Origin of the sequence: Thalassospira lucentensis MCCC 1A00383 = DSM 14000 (genome assembly GCF_000421265.1) — a bacterium.
In the GTDB taxonomy this organism is placed as follows: domain Bacteria; phylum Pseudomonadota; class Alphaproteobacteria; order Rhodospirillales; family Thalassospiraceae; genus Thalassospira; species Thalassospira lucentensis.
This window is the reverse complement of the sequence record NZ_ATWN01000009.1, coordinates 199,089-215,068: the sequence shown is the minus strand read 5'-3', so window position 1 is coordinate 215,068 and position 15,980 is coordinate 199,089. Positions and strand designations below refer to the sequence as shown.

17 protein-coding genes are annotated in these 15,980 nt (G+C 53.9%); 8 read left to right on the top strand and 9 right to left on the bottom strand.

The genetic code is table 11. From position 1 onward, the window contains the following. Positions 1-19: 19 nt before the first annotated feature. From K355_RS0118215 to K355_RS25950, 5 genes are all read left to right on the top strand, one after another. Positions 20-787: an outer membrane protein gene (locus K355_RS0118215; RefSeq protein ID WP_022733592.1), complete on the top strand. Its 768-nt coding sequence runs from the start codon at positions 20-22 to the stop codon at positions 785-787. 113 nt (positions 788-900) lie between these two features. Then, the gene (locus tag K355_RS0118210; RefSeq protein ID WP_245562970.1) at positions 901-1,686 is read left to right on the top strand and encodes an AraC family transcriptional regulator; all 786 of its coding nucleotides are present in this window, start codon (positions 901-903) and stop codon (positions 1,684-1,686) included. Positions 1,687-1,785: 99 nt separating this feature from the next. Further along, a complete protein-coding gene (locus K355_RS0118205; protein WP_022733590.1) occupies positions 1,786-2,400 on the top strand; it encodes a LysE family translocator in 615 nt (204 codons plus the stop codon). Between the two features lie 62 nt (positions 2,401-2,462). Further along, on the top strand, positions 2,463-2,675 hold the full coding sequence (locus tag K355_RS25955; protein WP_211219043.1) for a helix-turn-helix domain-containing protein: 213 nt from the start codon (positions 2,463-2,465) through the stop codon (positions 2,673-2,675). Between the two features lie 6 nt (positions 2,676-2,681). Beyond that, positions 2,682-2,843 (top strand): hypothetical protein, encoded by a 162-nt coding sequence (locus K355_RS25950; RefSeq protein ID WP_211219042.1) that lies wholly within the window; start codon positions 2,682-2,684, stop codon positions 2,841-2,843. On the opposite strand, the gene K355_RS0118195 is transcribed toward K355_RS25950, so the two are convergent. Further along, positions 2,840-3,454: a DUF1780 domain-containing protein gene (locus tag K355_RS0118195; protein WP_022733589.1), complete on the bottom strand. Its 615-nt coding sequence runs from the start codon at positions 3,452-3,454 to the stop codon at positions 2,840-2,842. The two genes, K355_RS25950 and K355_RS0118195, sit on opposite strands and share 4 nt — an antisense overlap. A gap of 19 nt (positions 3,455-3,473) precedes the next feature. Continuing rightward, positions 3,474-7,445 (bottom strand): hybrid sensor histidine kinase/response regulator, encoded by a 3,972-nt coding sequence (locus tag K355_RS0118190; protein ID WP_022733588.1) that lies wholly within the window; start codon positions 7,443-7,445, stop codon positions 3,474-3,476. Between the two features lie 147 nt (positions 7,446-7,592). Between K355_RS0118190 and K355_RS0118185 the strand changes: the two genes are divergently transcribed. Continuing rightward, on the top strand, positions 7,593-7,985 hold the full coding sequence (locus K355_RS0118185) for a hypothetical protein (protein WP_022733587.1): 393 nt from the start codon (positions 7,593-7,595) through the stop codon (positions 7,983-7,985). A gap of 24 nt (positions 7,986-8,009) precedes the next feature. On the opposite strand, the gene K355_RS0118180 is transcribed toward K355_RS0118185, so the two are convergent. Next, positions 8,010-8,513: a winged helix-turn-helix transcriptional regulator gene (locus tag K355_RS0118180; protein WP_022733586.1), complete on the bottom strand. Its 504-nt coding sequence runs from the start codon at positions 8,511-8,513 to the stop codon at positions 8,010-8,012. A gap of 106 nt (positions 8,514-8,619) precedes the next feature. On the opposite strand from K355_RS0118180, the gene K355_RS0118175 reads away from it, so the two are divergent. After that, a complete protein-coding gene (locus K355_RS0118175) occupies positions 8,620-9,279 on the top strand; it encodes a glutathione S-transferase family protein (RefSeq protein ID WP_022733585.1) in 660 nt (219 codons plus the stop codon). A 97-nt stretch (positions 9,280-9,376) separates the two neighbouring features. Here the strand turns inward: K355_RS0118175 and K355_RS0118170 are convergent, their stop codons facing one another. The 3 genes from K355_RS0118170 to K355_RS0118160 all read right to left on the bottom strand — a co-directional run bounded on the left by K355_RS0118170 (position 9,377) and on the right by K355_RS0118160 (position 12,511). Further along, a complete protein-coding gene (locus K355_RS0118170) occupies positions 9,377-10,468 on the bottom strand; it encodes a TRAP transporter substrate-binding protein (protein ID WP_022733584.1) in 1,092 nt (363 codons plus the stop codon). 275 nt (positions 10,469-10,743) lie between these two features. Beyond that, positions 10,744-11,835, bottom strand: coding sequence for a TRAP transporter substrate-binding protein (locus tag K355_RS0118165; RefSeq protein WP_022733583.1), 1,092 nt, complete (start codon positions 11,833-11,835; stop codon positions 10,744-10,746). Positions 11,836-11,992: 157 nt separating this feature from the next. Continuing rightward, entirely contained in the window at positions 11,993-12,511 is a 519-nt protein-coding gene (locus K355_RS0118160; protein WP_022733582.1) for a hypothetical protein, read from the bottom strand. Positions 12,512-12,752: 241 nt separating this feature from the next. Between K355_RS0118160 and K355_RS0118155 the strand changes: the two genes are divergently transcribed. Then, positions 12,753-14,078 carry a globin-coupled sensor protein gene (locus K355_RS0118155; protein WP_022733581.1) on the top strand — a complete coding sequence of 442 codons (1,326 nt, stop codon included), beginning with the start codon at positions 12,753-12,755 and terminating at the stop codon, positions 14,076-14,078. A gap of 139 nt (positions 14,079-14,217) precedes the next feature. On the opposite strand, the gene K355_RS0118150 is transcribed toward K355_RS0118155, so the two are convergent. Genes K355_RS0118150 through K355_RS0118140 form a run of 3 tightly spaced genes read right to left on the bottom strand, consistent with a single transcriptional unit; the run spans position 14,218 to position 15,978 of the window. Then, positions 14,218-15,183 (bottom strand): energy transducer TonB, encoded by a 966-nt coding sequence (locus tag K355_RS0118150; protein WP_022733580.1) that lies wholly within the window; start codon positions 15,181-15,183, stop codon positions 14,218-14,220. A gap of 1 nt (position 15,184) precedes the next feature. Beyond that, on the bottom strand, positions 15,185-15,592 hold the full coding sequence (locus K355_RS0118145) for an ExbD/TolR family protein (RefSeq protein WP_022733579.1): 408 nt from the start codon (positions 15,590-15,592) through the stop codon (positions 15,185-15,187). Next, positions 15,589-15,978, bottom strand: a complete 390-nt coding sequence (locus tag K355_RS0118140; protein ID WP_022733578.1) for an ExbD/TolR family protein — start codon at positions 15,976-15,978, stop codon at positions 15,589-15,591. Before K355_RS0118140 ends, K355_RS0118145 begins: the two co-directional genes overlap by 4 nt. Positions 15,979-15,980 lie beyond the last annotated feature (2 nt).

Sequence of the window (15,980 nt, the reverse complement as noted above, 5' to 3'; positions counted from 1 at the left end):
TTGCGTTGGGGGAAATGGGATGCACAAACTACCAAAGTTCAGGTCTATCATTTGCGCAACAATCGCTGCAGGCATTCTGTTTCCGGGCATCGCATCCGCAGCAGATGCAACCTGGTCAGGATTTTACGGCGGCTTTGCGCTTGGTGGGACGTATGGGGAGAGCAATCCTGATACGGTCGGCGAATCGACCCCCTATTTCACCAGTGACGACCCCGCGGTTCAGCGTCCTTACCTGCAAAAAAGCCTCGATGACCTCGCTCTGAATGGATCAGTTTTGGGGGGATATGACCACCAAAGCGGCCAGCTTGTTTACGGGATCGAAGCGGACCTTTCGGTAATGGATTATTCTGCCAGCACCGCATCCGGGCCGGTACGTTATAATTCTGCGGGTGTCGACTTCAATATCAACTCGACGCTGGAAACCAACTTTGCGTTCAGCATTCGCCCCAAGATCGGATATGCCGTTGGAAACTGGATGTTCCATGCTGCTGCGGGTCCGTCGATCGGTTATTTCGACTATGATTTCCGCTACACCGATACCAACAGCGCCGGGGAAAACGAGGACTTCAGTGAAAGCTCGCTGGCATTAGGCATTTCGTCTGGGCTTGGTTCGTCCTACAAGCTTGATAATGGTTGGGTGCTGCGCGGCGACTACGTCATGAACTACTACCCAAAAGTCATTGATGAACGTCAGAGCTTCGTCAGAGCCGGCTTCCGAGGTTCCTTCGACCATCAGGTTGATTTCCAGTCTCACAACCTGCGCTTCGCAGTGATCAAGCGTTTCTGATCCAATCGACTGACTGTGTCATTGTTTTCTTCAAGGGATTCTGACACCCTCCAACCATGTCGCAGGATCACGTTCGCATAATTTCCCATGATTGTCTCGGTGTTGAAGCCGTCATGGCCGAAACACGCCATTCCTTTGCCAAGCACACCCACGAGGCGTTTGGCATCGGATATATGTATGCGGGGGCGCAAAAATCCGCATCCGGGCGCGGCATGGTCGAGGCTGGGGCAGGCAACATCATCACCGTCAATCCGCGTGAAGTGCACGATGGTCATCCGATTGGCGATCGGCCGCGCGGCTGGAACATGTTGTATTTCGCGCCCGACCTGATTGCCGATGCCGTACGCGACATCACCGAAGGCAAAAGCGACCAATATAGCTTCATCCAGCCGGTGATGGACCGTCCCGATGTCCGCAACTGTTTTACCGCCCTTTTTGATGCCATCACCAACGGCACAGCCGATGCGGCGCGATTGCGGCGTCAGGAAATGTTGTTGATCTTGCTGCATCATGCGGTGATGACACCGGACTACACCAACGCGCCGGGCTTGCGCACAGCATCACGCACCGCCGTTGCCAGCAACCGCATCCGGAACGCCAAGGCATTGCTTGACGATGCCCCGACCACATCGCACAGCCTTGATGACCTTGCCAAGGCAGCAGGCTTGAGCAAGTTTCAAACCCTGCGCGATTTCACCCGTGCGACGGGCCTCACCCCGCATGCCTATTTGATCCAGCGGCGTATTGACCTTGCGCGCGATATGATCAAACGCGGCGAAACGCTTGCTGATATCGCCCATGGGGCGGGCTTTGCCGATCAAAGCCACCTCAACCGCCATTTTGTCCGGGCCTTTGGCATGACACCGGGCCGCTATGCCCGTGCGGTGCGGGCGAACTGAGCCCATTCACCCCCAAGAACACCCTGCAATTTCGTTCAAGAACGCCCTGCCCGATCCGCCTATTTTGGCGATAAGCACAGCCAATTGAACGGAACCGCCATGATCACCCTTGAATATCTTCTGACATCGCTGATTGTTGTTTTACTGCCGGGAACCGGGGTGATTTATACCCTTGCGCTTGGATTGGGGCGCGGCACAAAAGCCAGCATCTGGGCGGCTTTTGGCTGCACGCTTGGCATTGTGCCGCATATGGCCGCCTGCATCCTTGGCCTTTCGGCTTTGCTTCATGCCAGTGCAGTTGCGTTTGAGGTCGTGCGCTATCTTGGGGTGGCGTGGTTGCTTTATATGGCGTGGGGGATGTGGCATGGCACGGGCGCGATGAAAGTCACCGCCCATGATAGTCCGGCCAGCATCATCAAAATTATCCGAGACGGGATATTGCTTAACCTGCTCAATCCCAAACTGTCGGTTTTCTTCCTCGCCTTCCTACCGCAATTTGTTAGCGCTAACACGCTTGATACGACTGGCGAAATGACGATCCTTGGCCTGATCTTCATGGCGATGACGTTTGCGGTGTTTGTGGGGTATGGGTGCTTTGCTGGTGCTGTACGACACCACATCATCGAACGGCCCAATGTGATGCAATGGTTGGGCAAGGGGTTTGCCGGTGCTTTCATTGCGATGGGTGCGAAGCTCGCCCTTACTGAACGATAGAACAGTATTATTAACGTCCATTGCAACATGGTATTCTAGGTTCGATCAAAGGAACCCGTGCAATGCAACCGACCTACGCCCTTAAACCGATTAAGACCGAAACCGACCATGAAGCGGCAATAGAACATCTTGAAAGCCTGTGGGGTGCCAAACCCGGCACGCCAGAGGCCGATCAGCTTGAAATCCTTGGCATCCTGATTGATCAGTATGAAGCACAGAAAGTCCCGATAGCCGCACCGGATACGGTCGAGGCCGTACTGTTTTATATGGAGTAAAATGGGTTGGAACGTGCGGAACTCGGCAAACTGCTGGGCAGTCGCTCCCGCGCCTCAGAATTCCTCAATCACAAGACAAGTCTGTCGCTTACTCAAATTCGGAAGCTCAATGAAGCGTGGAATATCCCGGCAGATATTCTGATCCAGCCGGTTCGGGAAGGTGCTTAAGCAGCATAAATCTGCCCCTTTCTTTTCCGAATCAAATCCGGAGCGTTATCCAATGCGCTGAGCACAACAGCTTGCTTTTCGTTTACAACAGAGATTGAACGCCACCCCAAGCTATCGAGCACGTTTCTTTGAGCCTCATCTGGTTGCAACAAAGAGCAATGTGATCGTGTCACATAAAACAAAAGGTCAAGTTCCGATTTCGTAGAAACATACCGTTTTTCTTTAGACAGGATGGCAGATTCCTTAGAAACCAAATCATACATTGAGGCCACTGAAGGCACATCTCTAGATTGACCGACAAGAAATCTGCCCAAATCTTCAATATCTTCCGACTTTTTGACCTTCCTGAGAATTTCTTTGAACTCGCCGCGATTAACACTCAGGTCAGTGATTTCCTTTACCTGAAACCTAAGATCGTTCCATTGAACGTCAATAACTGATCCTTGCTCAGGAGCGATAAAATCTTTGCAATCATGCGGAATATCAAAGATCTCTAAGAACCGATCGACACAGTATTTCTCTCTTTCCGGCTTCCCTCGATTTGAAAAATAGTGACGCCACTCAGTTAGTGTCTCAATCCAGTAATTCTTGAGCTTTGTGTGATTGTTCATCAAAAGCTTCCATCTAAAATCACTCCGCAGCATCAGAACCAAGTCGATTAAGTGCCCGCGTCATCAATGCCCGCAGCTTAGCAGGTCTCAACGGTTTGTTAAGCAGGGAGAAACCCTGCTCTCTTATCAGGTCGCTGGTTTCAGTAGCGCGGTCGGCGGTGATGAGCACACCCGGTACGTTAATACCGTGAACATCGCGCAGTTTGATCAGGCAGTCGAGGCCGGTCTGGCCGGAATCAAGGTGATAGTCGGCAAGGATGATGTCGGGTGCGAAGGCTAGTCTGCTGTCTCCGCCGTCCTTGGTCAGCATTTCTTCGGCAACCGCGCCAGAGCGCGCCGTTGCCACGACGCAATCCCAGTTTTCGAGCATGGCACGCATACCATCCAAGATATCGGGTTCGTTATCGATACAGAGCACGCGCAGGCCGCCCAGTTCCCCCGCCATGCGGCGTTTGGGCTTGGTTGCGGTTTGTGGGGCGGCAATACCCAGTGGCACATCGACGGAAAACACCGTGCCGCGTCCGGGGCGGGATCGCACCGAGACGGCGTGATCAAGGGACCGGCCAAGGCGCTCGACAATGGCGAGGCCAAGACCAAGGCCCTTTACATCGGTGGTTTCGGGGCCTTCAAGGCGATGGAATTCGCGGAAGATGATTTTCAGTTTGTCTTCGGGGATGCCCGGCCCGCTGTCCCAAACCTCCACCCGCACATGATCACCGCGCACACGGCACCCGACCACCGCCCCGCCATTTCGGGTATAGCGCATGGCGTTGGAAATGAAGTTTTGCAGGATACGGCGCAGCAGGCGTGAGTCACTTCTGACCCAAAGATCGCGTTTATGGACCTTAAAGCTAAGCCCCGCGTGTTCGGCGACCGGGCCAAATTCGGTTTCAAGCGCGCCCAAAACATCACCCAGCGCAAAGTCGCGAATGGTTGGCTTCATCGCACCCGCATCAAGTTTGCAGATATCAAGAAGCTCGTTGAGCAGTTCTTCAACCCCCTTAAGCGACAGGTCAACCTTACCAACCAGATCAAACACATCCTCAGCCAGACCATGCTTACCGCCAAGGGCGACGGTGAACAGGCGGGCCGCGTTGAGTGGTTGCAGAAGGTCGTGGCTGGCGGCGGCAAAGAAGCGTGTTTTGGTATCGTTGGCGGTTTCGGCCTGTTCCTTGGCGACCGACAATTCGGAATTAAGGACTTCCAGCGCGTGGGTGCGTTCTGTCACCCGGGCTTCGAGCCCTTCGTTGGCTTCTTTGAGCGCCTGCTCGGCGGTCTTGCGTTCGGTGATGTCGTGATAGATGCAGAAATAGCCCAGCACTTGGCCGGTTTCGTCAAAGTGCGGGATATAGGTGCCTTCGGCATAGCGGCCTTCGCGCACGCCGAGAATACCGCGTTCGTCATTGCGGTTGCGCGTGATCGCCGGGAATTCGATTTCAAAGCTTTGGCGGTATCCTTCAAGCACGAGCGCAATCATCGGGGCAAGATGGACATAGCGTTCCTCGCCCACCGCTTCGCGGACGGCCATGCCATGCGCCTCAACCCGACGCAGGCCAAACATCTTTTCATAGGGGCGGTTGGTAAAGCGAAGACGCTGATTTTTATCGGCATAGGCGATCATCACCGGAATATTATCGGTGTAAATGCGAATATTACGTTCGCTTTCGCGCAAGGCTTCTTCGGTGCGCACGCGCGCGGTGATGTCGGCAATGGTGGCAACAAAGCCGCCATCGGGCATCGGGTTGGTGCGGATTTCAAGCACCATGCCGTCGGACCGTTTGCGTTCATAGGTATGGGGCAACCGGCGCATTTGCGGGGCGGCGTTGCGGCCGAGAATAATATCAATATCAACCGCGCGCACAGTGTTTTCACGGCAAATCGCGACCAATTCAGACAGGGGTAAGGTGACCTGAATGTCGCTGGTGGCAAGGCCGAGAAGATCAATGAAGCGATGATTCCAGGTTGCCAGACGCAGGTTTTGATCAAACACCCCGACCCCTTGGGAAATGTTTTCCAGCGTGTTGAGCAAAAGGTCGCGGTTGAATTTGATCGCCTCGGACGCCTCATCAAGCAATTCCATCGCATCGCGGCGCGACACGGCCTTGTCGGGCAACAGCAACGCCATCACCACGCGTGATGATGCGGCACCAACCGCGCCAGACAGCAAATGTTCGGTAAAGTTTGCGGCATCAACATCGGCAATGTCGGACCGCTTGGCCGCACCTTCGCGTTGTTGCAGGTAATTGCGAAAGGCACGCTGCGCCCAGTGTTTGCCCAAGAACCGCGCGGCGAGGTCTTCAAGATCGCCCAGCGTCACCCTGCCCGGCCATGTATCGGTGCGCGCACGGGTGTCTTTGCGCCAGACATCGACAAATCGTTGGGCCTGACGGCGTTGGGTCACCCCCTGCACGCCGACAGCCGAGCCAACAAACATCAAAACGAAGTTCAGCCCCAGCGACCAGACCACCCCATGGGTCAGCGGATCTTCGATCCCGACACCCAGCAAGGCCTGCGGCCGCAAAATTCCGATGCCAAACGGCCCGTCGGTCAGAATCGATACTGGCAAAAGCCCACCCTGAACAAAGCCCGGCAGAAGCAGCGTATAGGCCCATAGAATGAACCCCCACGCCAGACCAAGGCGCACCCCGGTCCGGTTGATTGATTTCAGATAGATCGCAGCCAAAACCGCCGGGGCAAATTGCGCCATCGCGGCAAAGGACAGCATGCCGATATCGGCCAGCGCATATTTTTCCGACAGAAACCGGTAAAACCCATAGGCCAGAAACAACAATACAATCACCGCCGCCCGGCGAACTTTGAGCAACACCTGACTGACATCGCCCGACATGCGGTTTTGCAGTTTTTCCGAGCGCAGCAAAAGCGGCATGACCAGATCGTTACAGACCATTGTCGATACCGCGACGCATGAAACAATCACCATCCCCGTACTGGCCGACAACCCACCGATAAAGGCCAAAACCGCCAACCAGTTTTGCCCGGCCAACAAGGGTAAGGTCAGAACGAATGTATCGGGGTTGACCGTCGGATCACCACGAAACAGGAACAGCCCGGCCACCGCAATTGGCACAACAAAGATATTGATCGCAATCAGATAGGCGGGAAACAGCCAGCGCGCGCTGGTCAGGTTGCGGCTGTCGTCGTTTTCCACAAAGGTCACATGGAACTGACGCGGCAGACAGAAAATCGCAAAGGCCGCCAGAAGCGTTGAAATAAAGAAATGCGAGGTTAGCCACGTATCGGGCTTAAATATTTGGCGCACGGTCGGATCGGCAATGGCGCGCGCATTCATGTCGCCAAATCCATCGAACAGGCCATAAACGACAAATACACCAACCAGCAAAAGGGCGACCAGTTTGACAATGCTTTCGAAGGCCACCGCCAGGATCAAGCCGTCATGATGTTCGGATGCGTGGATGTAGCGCACGCCAAACAGGATGGCAAAAACCGCCATCAAAATCGTGACGTAAAACGCGGTGTCCTTGGAAAAGTCCGATGCCGAATGGCTGACGACTTGTTCGCCCAACTGACCAATCAAAACATCGAACGACAAAGACACGGCTTTGAGCTGAAGCGAGATATAGGCAAGCACCCCCACCACCGCGATCACCGCGACAAGGGCAGCCAGACTTTGGCTTTTGCCATAGCGCGATCCCAGAAAATCAGCAATCGAGGTGATGTTTTGTTCGCGGCAGACCGTGGCGATTTTGGTCATGATGCCAAAACCGAAAATCATGATCACCAATGGCCCGATATAAATCGGCAGGAACGCCCAGCCGCGTGTTGCGGCCGTCCCGACCGAGCCAAAGAACGTCCAACTGGTGCAATAGACCGCCATGGAAAGCGCATAGATGGTCGGCTTAAGCTTCGACGCCCGCCATTTATCGGCATATTTGTCGCCATAATGGGCAATGGCGAACAGAAGCCCGATATAGGCCATGGCAACAATAAAGATCAGTCCGCCCTGAAGCATCCGTGAATGGCCCTGTATAAGTATCTGTAATCTGGCTGCCAATTCAGGCAGTTATAATTATCTGTTATCGGGACTATACCACGACTGACATATTGTCTAAAACGACCCAAATCTCATTGCGACCAAAGACCTAAGAGAGTTGTTTAAATGGCTTCCGATTACGGATTTTACGCTGGTATTTTGCGCTTTGTCGCGAAGAAAACTGAAACCGAAGACCGGGAAATTCGCATCATGATGGGCCATCTGGCCGGGATTGCCGATGCAATCGAGCAGTCTGGCCGTTTCATGGTTGAACGCGACAATTGCGAAAGTGCCGCGCGCGCCTTTGCTGGTGTAGCCAAATTCCTTCAGGAACGCATCCTGCCCGAAGCATTGAATGCCGGGAATGAACCCGCGGTCGAGCAGCTTAAATGGACAATTGAGACATCGCTTGTGCTGGCGGCTGAACTGGTCAAACGGGCGGCGAATGAGGACCTGAAAGATCAGGATAGCTTTACCTTTGACCTGCCCGCGGCACCGGGGTCCCCGACCATCCATTAAGGACAAAAGCCCGGGCACTTCGTTTTATGTCGTGCCTACGTCGGTTTGCCCGGCCACCACGCGCAGATAGGCGTCCTGTAACTCCGCCAGAACCGATTTTTCCGGTGCCGGTGCGCCCAGATGGATGTGGCGCAGCTCATCCATAAAATCGGCCCACATTTGCGGCCCACCTTCTTCGAGCAACTGGGCGCGGATCGACAACTCCCGTGATACCGGTGTGTGACGCCGCCCCCACGCCCCCATTTGCACCAGAAGCGGGACGAGCTGAATGGCGGCTTCGGTCAGGCTATAGATCGATTTTTGTCGATGGGTTGGATCGGGGTGTTTAACAAGCAAACCTTCGGCCAGCAGTCGTTTAAGCCGGGCCGACAGAATGTTTGACGCTATGCCTTCTTCTGATTGGCCAAGTAACTCCCGAAAATGGCGACGGTTGCCAAACATCACATCGCGAATGACGATCAGGCTCCAGCCATCACCAAGTATTTCCAATGTCAGGTTGATCGGACATCCCGAACGATGTTGATCCATTTGCAGGTATCCTTTTTCATACTGATTGCAAAATAGGATTGGTTTTGCTAAAACACAACAAGTTGCATATTGCAATCAGTTGGACCCAATCCTTAGGGAGGCGCGAATGTCGATCACGTTTTATGGACACCCTTTTTCCGCTTATTGCAAAAAGGTCCTGATCGCCTTTTATGAGCACGACCTGGCATATGAGTTACGCCAGATTGATTTCGAAGGGTCCAGTGCTCTTGATGAATTTTCGGAAATCTGGCCGATAAAGCGTATGCCGGTCATTGTCGATCAGGGCCGCCCGGTCATCGAAAGCAGCATTATCATTGAACATATCGACCAACATTATCACCGTGATGTCCGGTTGGTTCCACAAGACAGCCAGTCGGCGCTTGAGTCCCGGTTCATGGATCGATTTTTTGACAATTACATTTCCACCCCGCAAATGACGGTGGTGTTTGACGTCCTGCGCGACCAACAGGATCGCGATGCTTACGGCGTTGCCAAGGCCAAAGAACTGCTTGAAACATCTTACGAGTGGCTCGATACCAAAATGGCTGACCGTACATGGGCGATTGGGGATGATTTCAGCATGGCCGATTGTGCAGCGGGTCCGGCATTGTTTTACGCGCACTGGACGCACCCGATTGATCCAAAGTTCGGGCATATCCATGCCTATCGTAATCGTCTGATGGTCCGCCCATCCTTTGCACGTTGTATCGAAGAAGCCCGCCCTTACCGCCATCTTTTCCCACTGGGCGCACCCCAAGCGGACTAAGGCCTTATTCCAGACGACAGCGATCCGCCAATAACCCAAACAAAAATGCCGGCCGCAATGGGCCGGCATTTTGCATGAACTGGACCGTCCTGATAGATCAGCGGGCGAAGACTTTTGCACGCTGTAGCAATGCGGTTGCCTCGAATTCCTTACCATACGGTGCGGCTTTTTTGGCAAAATCCATCATCGACGCATAGATACGACCATTCAGGTCGTTCTTGTTCGCGATTTCTTCGACAGCGGCCTTGGACGCATCGGCAAAGGCAAGGATCAGATCGTCGTTGAAGTGACGGATTTCCGTCCCCTTATCAAGGATCGCCTGATAGGACTGAACGTTATTGAACGCAAAGTCGGCAAGGGTCTGATCGGTGTTGGCCTGTGCGGCAACCGCAACGATTTCGCGTAAATCTTCTGGCAGCTCGGCAAGTTTGTCCTTGTTGATAAAGACTTCAATGCCCGAACCCGGTTCAGCGAATGCGGGGGTGTAGTAATATTTGGCGACACTTGCCAACCCGAACGCGTAATCGTTCCAAGGGCCGACCCATTCAGCGGCATCAATCGCACCGGACTGCAAGCTTGGCAGGATGTCGGAAGCCGGAAGCAGGGTCGGATTTGCACCGAGACGGCGCATGGCTTCGCCACCGATACCGGCATAACGGACTTTAAGGCCCTGAAGGTCATCAACGCTGTTGATTTCCTTATTGAACCAGCCACCGGCCTGAAGGCCCGTGTTGCCCGCAAGGAACGGCTTGGCGTTGAACTGGGCGTAAAGTTCATCCCAAAGTTCCTGACCACCGCCAAAGCGCAGCCAGCCGGAAAGTTCCCAGCCCATCAGGCCAAACGGAATGGTGGTAAAGAACGAAACTGCCGGGTCCTTGCCAAACCAGTAATACGGAGTGGCGTGTGCAAGGTCAGCAACGCCCTGCTCAACCGCATCCATGCATTCAAGGGCCGGAACCAGTTCACCCGCACCATAAACGGTGATGTTCAGACGACCACCGGACATTTTGTTCACACGCTGTGCAAACAGTTCACCATTGGCACCAAGGCCCGGTGTGCCTTTGGGCCATGGCATCACCATGCGCCAATTGATGGTTTCTTCGGCTTTGACGATGGCTGGTGCGGCGGCTGTCGCGGCAAACGCGCCTGCGGCAACACCAGCACCGCTCAGAAACTGACGACGTTTCATTGTGGGGCTCCCAATCTTTTATTGGCAAATTTTTGCGTTAAACGATCACGAAGGTAATTTCGTAACCTTACATGCAGCCAAAGTTACGGTTTTTGCCGCCCCCAACAATTCATCTTTGCGGGATGCTGCATCACGCGCCTTGCATGGCATTTATGTTACCCCCCCCAAATTCACCCTGCGGTTTCCATGCGAAAGGGGCGACCACATGGCCGCCCCTTTGTCTGACGGGACTTAAACGTCCCCAATGTGTGGTCCGTACGATGCGTTTTCTGGGCTTAGAAGCCCCAGACTTTCGCGCGGTGCAGAAGACCGGTGGCCTCAAACTCCTTGCCGTAGCGTGCGCCCTTCTTGACCAGATCAAGATAGCTTGCGGCAATACGGCCAGACAATTCATCCTTGGCAGCAATTTCATCAACAGCGGCCTTGGACTGTTCGGCCAGCGCCATGATGACTTCATCAGGGAACTGACGGACTTCAACACCCTTGTCGATCAACGGCTGATAGGACTGCAGGTTATTGAAGGTAAAGTCGGCAAGGGTGTTTTCAGCAATCGCCTGTGCGGCATAGCGAATGATCGCCTGCATATCAGGTGTCAGGCTGTTGAACTTGTCCTTGGAGATGAAAATCTCAAGCCCGGGTCCGGGTTCGTGGAAGGCCGGGGTATAGTAGTATTTGGCAACCTGATACAGGCCAAACGCCAGATCGTTCCATGGACCAACCCACTCGGCTGCGTCAATCGCGCCACTTTGCATCGCAGGCATAATTTCGCCCGGCGGGATCATGGTCACGTTTGCACCGACACGGCGCATGGCTTCACCACCCAAACCGGCATAGCGCATTTTAAGGCCCTTAAGGTCCTCAAGCGAATTGATTTCCTTGTTGAACCAGCCACCGGCCTGCATGCCCGAGTTGCCGGCATAGAACGGAACAACATTGAATTCGTCGTAGGCTTCTTCCCACAATTTCTGTCCGTCGCCAAAGCGCAGCCAACTAGACAATTCCCACGCGGTCAGACCAAACGGAATGGTCGAGAAAAAGTTCAGTGCCGGATTTTTACCCTGCCAGTAATACGGGGTGCCGTGGGCCATTTCGACCACGCCTTGCTCAACCGCATCCATGCATTCGAACGGCGGGACGATTTCACCACCACCAAAGACGGAGATGTTCAAACGGCCACCTGACATTTCCTTAACCATGGCGGCGAATTTTTCTGCATTGGTGCCAAGGCCCGGTGTACCCTTTGGCCATGGCATCACCATACGCCAATTCAGGCTTTCCTGCGCAGAAACAACTGCCGGTGCGGCAACGGATGCGGCAACCGCACCGACACCGATACTGGCCCCTTTAAGGAACTGACGACGTTTCATTGGAATCCCCTTAAATTCTTATAATTTGGTGGTTTTTTGCGCGACCACCGACGTTCGTTGGGGGATTTTGGCTAAAACAGACGTGGGTTTCCACTATTTTTGCAAAATCGGTGAATTATTTTTTCATCGACGTTACGGAAAGCAGGGCTTAGGCCCCCTACCCGATATAGCGTTGATAGTCGGCAACGAACTGTTCGGGCGTTCCGGCACCAAGCGGTGTGTTGTAATACTGCTTCCAATAAGCCGCGAGTGCATTGATATCGTTTGGATCAGACGGCATTGCTGCGGGGGCGCGGTAATAGCGAATACGACACATCGCCGTTGCATAGGCCAGATTGGTCGCAAGCTGGCTCGCCTTATCCGGTTGATCACCCGAACCGGTTGAGGACGCCACAGCCGGACTGACGGCAAGATACGCATCGACCTTTGCCTTTAACGCCGCCCGGCTGGAATAATCGAGATAGTTTTCATAGCAATCATTTAGCGTGGCGGGCTCCATCTGATAAATGCCCATGGCCGGGCCGCCGCCGACTTGCTTGATGAAATCGCCCAGATGACTTTCATGGGCAGCAGTCCCCATGATCAAATTTTCAGCCACATCCGGAGCAGACAAATCCAGCGCGGCAAGAACCGGCCGGACAACGAGGGTACGTAATTGATCGGGATTAATTGGCATGTTCGCACCTTTGCGATCTATGTGAATGAAACCATCAGACACACGACGCGGCAGGTCGGGTTTTGGGAAAAATTTCAGCCCGTTTTTACGTTTAAAACGCCTAGCAAAGGTAAAACTATTCTAACGGAAGGCGAGAAACCATACCAACGCATAGTTCACAATGGAGCTCAGTACCCAACCTAGAATTACAGAGGGATATCCAATCACATAGAGCGCATTTTAGCGCCTTGGGGGACAATACATGCATCCGGAAATTCGACGTCGCCTTGAATTTATTGATTTCAACGACACAAAGGCCAAATTGCTTAAAAAAGCGTGGCCGGTCATTGATAAGAACATCGCGCCAATTCTGGATGTGTTTTACCAAAAGGTCATGGGACGCCCGGACCTGGCCAAGATCATTGGAGACCCATCGAACATCGACAGCTTAAAGAATGCGCAGCGCAAACATTGGGGAAAGCTGTTTGAGGGCACATTTGATGATTCGTTCTATGAAGATGTCCGGCGTATTGGCAAAGCCCATGAACGCATTGGTCTGACGCCTGAGTCCTATGTCTCGGCCTATAATTTCATGCTTGGTGAAATTACCTCCCTGCTGTTGAAGCATTTCCGCAAGGATGCAGATGTATCCGTGATGGTGGTTGCGGCGACCAATGCCTTGCTGGTTGATGTGGAAATGGCCATCACCGTCTATTACGAGGAAACTCAGAATACCTACAACCGCAAACTTCATGACATGTCGACCGAGTTTGAAACAACCATTGGCACCGTCGTTTCCGCGGTTGCGACATCTGCTGACGAAATGTCGCATGCGTCAAACACGCTTCTTGCCAGCATGAATGAAACCCAGTCCGAAGTTGAAAAGGCACGCGGTGCCGCGGAAATATCGGCTGATAATGCCACGACCGTTGCCGGGGCGGCAGAAGAACTTGATAGCTCCATCCGTGAAATATCCAGTCAGATTTCACGCGCATCGACCATCTCAAACGAGGTGGAAGCATCGGTCAAATCGACGTCCGATACGATCGAAACCCTTAATACCGCAGCAGATCAAATTGGTACTGTTGTTGATCTGATCGATAAAATTGCCAGTCAGACCAACCTTCTGGCCTTAAATGCGACGATTGAGGCTGCCCGCGCGGGTGAAGCCGGCAAAGGCTTTGCCGTGGTCGCAAGCGAGGTCAAGAATCTTGCCAATCAAACCGCCAAGGCAACAGGCGATATCACCGAACAAATTGATTCTGTTCAGGCAAGCACCGGTGCGGCTGTGACGGCGATCCGTGAAGTCGCGGGTCAAATCGGTGCGATTGTTGATGCAGTAACCGCTATTTCGGCCGCCGTTGAACAACAAGCCGCCGCCACCACCGAAATCAGTGGCAACATCAATACAGTTTCCTCGGCCAATCGGGATGTCAATACCAGCCTTGAAACCGTCAACGGGACGGCCAGCAGAACCAGTTCGGTCGCAGCAGAGGTGTCCGAAGTCTCGAAAACACTTCAACGCAATTCTGAACAGTTGCGGGCTGATGTTGATGCCTTTGTCAAACGTCTGACATCTAACGACTAAGCACGGCCCAAACCCACCACCAGCCCAAAACAGGCGCAAGGAACGTCCTCCTTGCGCCTGACGTCGTTTTACCGTGCAGGTGTTAGTGTTAGACGTAGACCTGTCGCCCCGATCAAGGGGCCATAGGGTATTTATCGCATTAACGAATGTTGTAGATCACAGGGATCGTCAGCGTGATCCGTTCCTCGATCATGTGCTCGGGAAAGGGGGGGAACTGTTTGACGCGTTCGATCATGCGTTGGGTTTCCCGATCCAGCAGTTTTGATCCGCTGCCTGAAATCATCTCGAACACTTCAATCGATCCATCCTTGGCGATCACAACACGGATGCTGTTCTGGCCTTCGATCCGGCGGCGCTTTGCCCGTTCGGGATACTCGCGGTAGCGGTTGAGCATCTGAACGACCGACGATTTGTAATCAACCATGGCGGCCCGGCTAGCGGCCCCACCACCACTGCCGCTTGATGAACTGGCAGCCTGGCTTTGCGCAACCTCGCCAACCGTCCCTTCGGAGTGGCTGGAATTGGTTGCCCCGGCGGGTGGTGTTGGTGCCGGTGCCTTTTGCGGTTTCGGGGTCTCGACCTTTTTGACCGGTTTGGGGGCTTCCACCTTTTTCACCGGCGGCTTTGGCTTCATCTGGACCGGCAGCACATCGGCAAGTTTTTGAACCACGATCGGCTCTGGTTCGGGTTCCGGGACCGGCTCAACGATTTCAGGTTCGGGTTCCGGTTCTGGCACTGGTTCAGGTTCGACGACTTCTTCGACGACCGGTTCTGGTTCGGCAATTGGCTCAGGTTCTGCGACGGGTTCTGATTCCGGCTCCGGCTCGACCACCGGTTCGGGCTCTGGTTCCGGTTCTGGTTCCGGCTCGACCTCTTCAACCGGTTCTTCGGCCATACGGCTTTCGACGGAATCTGCGGCCTGCTGATCGGTTTCGGTTTCACCGGTTGTTGCCTGCCCGGCACCAAGCGAGATGCTGATACTTTGAACAGACCCCGCCCCGCCCCAGCCAGACGGCTGCGGATCGGGCATCGCCAAGACGACACCCCCGGCAAGAACAAGCCCGGTCAGCCCGGTTGCAATCAGGAAATCTACGCGTTTTGACATATCATTCCTGTTCGGCTTCCATCGCGGTCATCAACTGCACTTTATCGATGCCAAGTTCCTGTAACCGCTTAAGCAATGCGACGACCTTTACGCCATCTGTTTCACGATCAGCGCGGATTTCCACAGGACGACCGATATAATCAACAGGCAAGAAGGACGACAGGTTTTCAAGCGTGCCTTTGTGATCATCAATGCCGACCTCGCCCGCCTTGCCAAACCATAGAACGATGGTGTCTTCGGGCTGGCTTTCGGCCGTCTGGCTTGCTGGTGGATTGACGTCAAAGGGCCCTAGCTTTTGCAGGCTGCCTGCAATCATGAAGAAAATCAGCAGCAGGAACACGATGTTGATCAGTGGCAGCATCGGTTCCTGAACCGGACTGTCATCGGCAATCTGAATACGGCGCTTCATTCGACAAGATCCACATCAGTAACGCCACCCCGGCCCAGCGCATCCATCACTTCGACAAGATGTTGCAAGTTTGCCCCGTTGATGGGGCGCAAGCGCACCGGCGCGTTGGTGTGATCCCGCACCAGCATCGGTGCCAGCGCACTCAGCGACACAGCTTCGCCATTAAGAGATAGCTTGCCGTTTGCATCAACATTGATGGTCACGGGGCGGACATCGCTTTGACTGGTCGATTTCCCGTCCGTAATTGCCACCGACATCTCAAAGCCCTTCCAGTCAAGGAAGCTTGAGGCCAGCATGAAAAAAATCAGCAGGATGAAGACGACATCAATCAGCGGCGTCAGACCGATCATCGGCGAAGAACCGCGATTACGTTCACGCAATTGCATTG